Consider the following 4,791-nt stretch of genomic DNA (forward strand, 5'->3'; position numbering starts at 1 on the left):
CTCACGGCCCCCCCCCCCCGCCCGGGGGGGGGGGGCCTCCCCCCCCGGCCCGGGGGGCGGGGGCGGGCCCCCCGGGTTACGGGAAGGGGCGGGTAGGGGAACAGAACCGCCGGACACCCCGTAGGGCCGTCGGTGTCCTCGGGCCGGCCCCGTACGGCCGTCGGCCGGGCTGCCGGGCCGCCGGCCCCGTACAGCCGCCGGCCGGGCTGCCGGGCCCGTCTGCCGGGTCGTCAGATGATGGGTGGGCGGCCCAGCTTGGTCATGTGCCATACCGTGCGCCAGCGCATCGGACGGCGCTGCCCGCAGCTGGTGCGCAGGCCCTCCAGGAAGCCGCCTGCCCAGGCTCGCAGCCCGGTCAGGGAGCGGGTGCGGGCGAGCGTGAGCAGGGTCCAGGCGGCCAGGTAGAGGGGCACCAGCGGCAGCGGCAGGTGGCGGCGGGCCAGCCAGACCCGGTTGCGGGCGGTCATCCGGTGGTAGACGGCGTGCCGGGCGGGGGAGGTCCGGGGGTGCTGGAGCAGCAGTTCGGGGGCGTAGACGACCTTCCAGCGCGCGTCGAGGGCCCGCCAGGCGAGGTCGGTCTCCTCATGGGTGAAGAAGAACGCGTCCGGCCAGCCGCCGATCTGCTCCAGCATCGCCATCGACAGGGCGTGGGCGCCGCCGAGGAAGGTGGTCACCTCGCCGCCGCGCATCGGGTCGGACGCGCGGAGCCGGGGCACGTGGCGGCGCTGGGTCTCGCCGGTCTCGTCGGCGATGCGGAAGCTCACGATGCCCAGGCGCGGGTCGTCGGCGTACAGGTCGCGCACCCGGCGGAAGACGTCGGCGTCCACCAGCAGCCCGTCGTCGTCGAGGTCGACGACCACGTCCACGTCGCCGAACTCGCGCAGCCGCCGCCAGGCGACGTTACGGCCGCCCGAGACCCCGAGGTTCTCCGCCAGCTCGACCGTGGTCACCTCGCCCGGGAACTCCGGGAACTCCGGGAGCGGGGAGCCGTTGCCGACGACCACGACGCGGGCCGGGGGTACGTCCTGCTTCGCGACCGACTCCAGCAGGGCGGCCACCTCTCTGGGCCGGTTGCCCATGGTCAGGATGGCGATACCCAGGCGTGGTTCGGGGGCGGCGGGCACGGTGGGACTCCAGAGTTCGGTTGCGATGCCCGCGATCGTAACCGTTCACTCGGAAGGACACTTCCGTACGGCTGATGTTCATCAAGGACTGAGCAATGAGCTTCAAAGACCGAGCAAAGCAATCAGCTGAGCAAAACAATCAGCCGTCGAGTGCGGCGAGCGCCTTCTTGGCCGCGCCGATGGCGCCCTTACGGATGTCATCGGAGTCGGCGGCCTTGTGGCTCTCGAAGTCGCCGCCGTTGTAGGTCACGGTGACCGTGGCGTTGTCCTGGTGGACCGTCACCACGGCCTCGCGTATGCCCTGGTCGTCGTCCTTGGTGGTCTTCTCGGTCACCGAGGCGTCGTCGCCGAGGCCGGGCACCGCGCTGCCGCCCTCGCTCTTCTGCTTCCCCGTGACGCTCTTGACGTCGTAGGCGATGTCCAGCCAGCGGTAGTCGAAGTCGTCCAGCGCGTGCCAGGAACAGCCCGTACGGCGGTTGAGGTCGCTGGACTTCAGCTCGTTCCCGGCCGGTTTGGCACCCGGCACCAGGTCCTTGATCATCGACTCCGGGAGGACCGTGCACGCCTCCTCGGGCGGCTTGGCGTAGCGTGGCGCGGCGGCGCCGGTCGCCGGGGTCGAGGTCTGCGGGGCCGAGGTCTGCGGGGAGGGGCCCGCCGGGGTGGCGCTCGAGTCCGAGTCGTCCGATGTCGTCATGGCCACCCCCGCGGCGGCGAGGACGGCGACGGGCAGCAGACGGGCGACCAAGGTGAGCGGCAGAGAACGCACGGCGGTCTCTCTTCGTTCGGATGCCGGTGTGGGGCGGTGGTGGGGCGGTGGTGGGGCAGCGGTGAAGGATGTGGCGCGGTGGGAAACGACCCTGCCATATCGAGCGGTCCTCGAACAGTCCGGGGGGTGGCGACGGGGTGTCCGGGAACCGCTGTGCCGATGGGGTGAATTGCCCGCATCCTCACACTATCTCCACAATCGGAGGGTTATCTACGACGGGTGACGTTCCCTCATCCATCAGCCGCGGCCGATGTACGGCATCGCCGTCGCCATGACCGTCGCGAACTGCACATTCGCCTCCAGGGGCAGCGACGCCATATGCCGCACCGTCCGTGCCACGTCCGCGACGTCCATCACGGGCTCGGCCATCACCGCCCCGCTCGCCTGCGGCACACCGGCGGACATCCGCTCGGTCATCTCGGTCGCCGCGTTGCCGATGTCGATCTGCCCGCAGGCGATGCCGTATCGGCGCCCGTCCAGCGACAGCGACTTGGTGAGCCCCGTGATGGCGTGCTTGGTGGCCGTGTACGCCACGCTGTCCGGCCTGGGCACATGCGCCGAGAGCGAGCCGTTGTTGATGATCCGTCCACCCCGGGGATCCTGGTCCCGCATCAGCCGGAACGCCGCCTGTGCGCACAGGAACGCCCCCGTGAGGTTGGTGTCCACGACCGACCGCCAGTCCTCGTAGGCCAGATCCTCCAGCGGCACGCCGCGCGGGCCGAAGCTGCCCGCGTTGTTGAACAGCAGGTCCAGCCGTCCGAACCGCTCCCGTACCGCCGCGAAGAGCGCGTCCACCCGCTCCGGGCTCGCCACGTCCGTCGGCACCACCGGGGCCGGGGGGCCGCCACCGGCCAGCCGTGCCGTCTCGGCCAGGGCCTCCTCACGGCGCCCCGCGAGCACCACCGACCAGCCCGCCTCGAGGAGTTCGAGCGCCACGGCCCGGCCGACCCCGGAGCCCGCGCCCGTCACCATCGCCACTTTCGACACCACCGACACACGACCGTCGCTCATGGCGCCGCAGCGTACGTCACGTCAGTTCGCCGTGGGAGGGTGCCGATTCGCGGTAAAGGTCCCTTCCGGCAACGGAACTCACCGAGCGGTCATATCAATGTCGTGTGCACGCAAACGCCCGGCCGTCCCCCGACACTCCAATTCCTCTGACGCCACGAGCCAGGGGAGAGCACATGGCACATGACTCGCATCAGCGCGCCATACGAGCCGCGGCCGCCCGTCTGGGACGCCGCCGCTTCCTCACCGTGACGGGAGCCGCCGCCGCGCTCGCCTTCACCACCAACCTGCCCAGCGCCCACGCCGCGCAGGTGTCGCCGCGTGCCCTCGCCGACAACCCGTTCACGCTCGGCGTGGCCTCCGGCGACCCGCTGCCCGACGCCGTCGTGCTGTGGACCAGGCTGGCGCCCCGCCCCTACGAGCCGGGCAACGGGCTGCCCGAAGAGGGCACCGTCAAGGTCGAGTGGGAGATCGCCCGCGACGAGAAGTTCCAGCGCGTCGCCCGCCGGGGGACCAGCACCGCGCACGCCGAGTTCAACTACACGGTGCACGTGGACGCCAAGGGGCTCGAGCCGGGCCGCGTCTACTGGTACCGCTTCAAGGCCGGGAACTGGACCAGCCCGGTGGGCCGCACCCGCACCACCCCCGCCCAGGGCGCCAAGGTCCAGGAGGTCCGCTTCGGCCTGGTGTCCTGCCAGGCGTACCACGACGGCTACTTCACCGCCTACCGCCACCTGGCGCAGGAGGACCTGGACGCCGTCTTCCACGTGGGCGACTACCAGTACGAGTACGCGGTCAGCGCCGCGGGCGGCGCCCGCAACTACACCGACCGCACCCTCCCCGCGGTGTTCAACAAGGAGACCATGACGCTCGGGGACTACCGGCTGCGCTACGCGCTCTACAAGTCCGACGAGGACCTCCAGGCCGCCCACGCCGCCTTCCCCTGGTACGTCACCTGGGACGACCACGAGACCGAGAACAACTACGCGGGCGACATCGACGAGAACGGCGGCCCGTCGGACGAGTTCCTGATCCGCCGGGCGGCCGCCTACCGGGCGTACTGGGAGAACATGCCGCTGCGGATGCCGCAGCAGCCGAGCGGCGCCGACATGCGGCTCTACCGCCGCTTCCACTACGGCAAGCTGGCCCAGTTCGACATCCTCGACACCCGCCAGTACCGCTCCAACCAGGCGTACGGCGACGGCTGGCAGTACCCGGGACCGGAGTCCGAGGACCCCTCGCGCACCCTCACCGGCGCCACCCAGGAGCGATGGCTGCTCGACGGCTTCCAGCGCTCCACCGCCACCTGGAACGTACTGCCGCAGCAGGTCACCTTCTCCCAGCGGAAGAACACCACGGCCGCGCGCTCCAAGCTCTCCATGGACTCCTGGGACGGCTACCCCGCCTCCCGGGAGCGGATCCTGGCCGGTGTCGAGAAGGCGGGCCTGGACAACTTCGTCGTCCTGACCGGCGATGTCCATGTGCACTACGCCTTCGACATCAAGAAGGACTTCGACGACGCGGGCTCCCGGACCCTGGGCGTGGAGTTCGTCGGCACCTCCGTCAGCAGCGGCAAGGACGGTGCCGACAAGCCCGACAACTGGGCCACCTACATGGCCGCCAACCCGCATATGAAGTTCTACAACGGCCGGCGCGGCTATGTGACCGTCTCGCTGGACGAGGAGCGGGCACGGGCCGACTACAAGACTGTCTCCGCGGTCACGACCCAGGGCGCGCCGCTCACCACGGCGGCGTCGTTCGTCAGCGAGGCCGGAAACCCCGGCCTGAAGCAGGTCTGACGGGCGGGGGGGGGCCGGGCGCAGCCCCCGCCAGCCGCGCACCCCCCGCCCCCCCCCGCCCGAGAGCAGTCTCGAGACAGAGCAGAGAGCGCGC

4 protein-coding genes are annotated in these 4,791 nt (G+C 71.2%); 1 reads left to right on the top strand and 3 read right to left on the bottom strand.

Annotated features, from left to right (window positions below; all coding sequences use genetic code 11):
- Positions 1-230 precede the first annotated feature (230 nt).
- From ACFXB5_RS28880 to ACFXB5_RS28890, 3 genes are all read right to left on the bottom strand, one after another.
- The gene (locus tag ACFXB5_RS28880) at positions 231-1,079 is read right to left on the bottom strand and encodes a glycosyltransferase family 2 protein (protein WP_385213005.1); all 849 of its coding nucleotides are present in this window, start codon (positions 1,077-1,079) and stop codon (positions 231-233) included.
- A gap of 184 nt (positions 1,080-1,263) precedes the next feature.
- Positions 1,264-1,890 (bottom strand): hypothetical protein, encoded by a 627-nt coding sequence (locus ACFXB5_RS28885; protein ID WP_385212924.1) that lies wholly within the window; start codon positions 1,888-1,890, stop codon positions 1,264-1,266.
- A 237-nt stretch (positions 1,891-2,127) separates the two neighbouring features.
- The gene (locus tag ACFXB5_RS28890; protein WP_385212926.1) at positions 2,128-2,901 is read right to left on the bottom strand and encodes an SDR family oxidoreductase; all 774 of its coding nucleotides are present in this window, start codon (positions 2,899-2,901) and stop codon (positions 2,128-2,130) included.
- 173 nt (positions 2,902-3,074) lie between these two features.
- Between ACFXB5_RS28890 and ACFXB5_RS28895 the strand changes: the two genes are divergently transcribed.
- Positions 3,075-4,697, top strand: a complete 1,623-nt coding sequence (locus ACFXB5_RS28895; protein ID WP_385212928.1) for an alkaline phosphatase D family protein — start codon at positions 3,075-3,077, stop codon at positions 4,695-4,697.
- Positions 4,698-4,791: the final 94 nt, after the last annotated feature.

It is taken from the genome of Streptomyces sp. NPDC059455 (genome assembly GCF_042750115.1).
GTDB lineage: Bacteria > Actinomycetota > Actinomycetes > Streptomycetales > Streptomycetaceae > Streptomyces > Streptomyces endocoffeicus.

What these genes read in the sequence shown, in the direction of transcription:
- ACFXB5_RS28890 (WP_385212926.1), bottom strand. Translation starts at nt 2,901, where the DNA reads ATGAGCGACGGTCGTGTGTCGGTGGTGTCGAAAGTGGCGATGGTGACG.
- ACFXB5_RS28880 (WP_385213005.1), bottom strand. Translation starts at nt 1,079, where the DNA reads ATGGGCAACCGGCCCAGAGAGGTGGCCGCCCTGCTGGAGTCGGTCGCG.
- ACFXB5_RS28895 (WP_385212928.1), top strand. Translation starts at nt 3,075, where the DNA reads ATGGCACATGACTCGCATCAGCGCGCCATACGAGCCGCGGCCGCCCGT.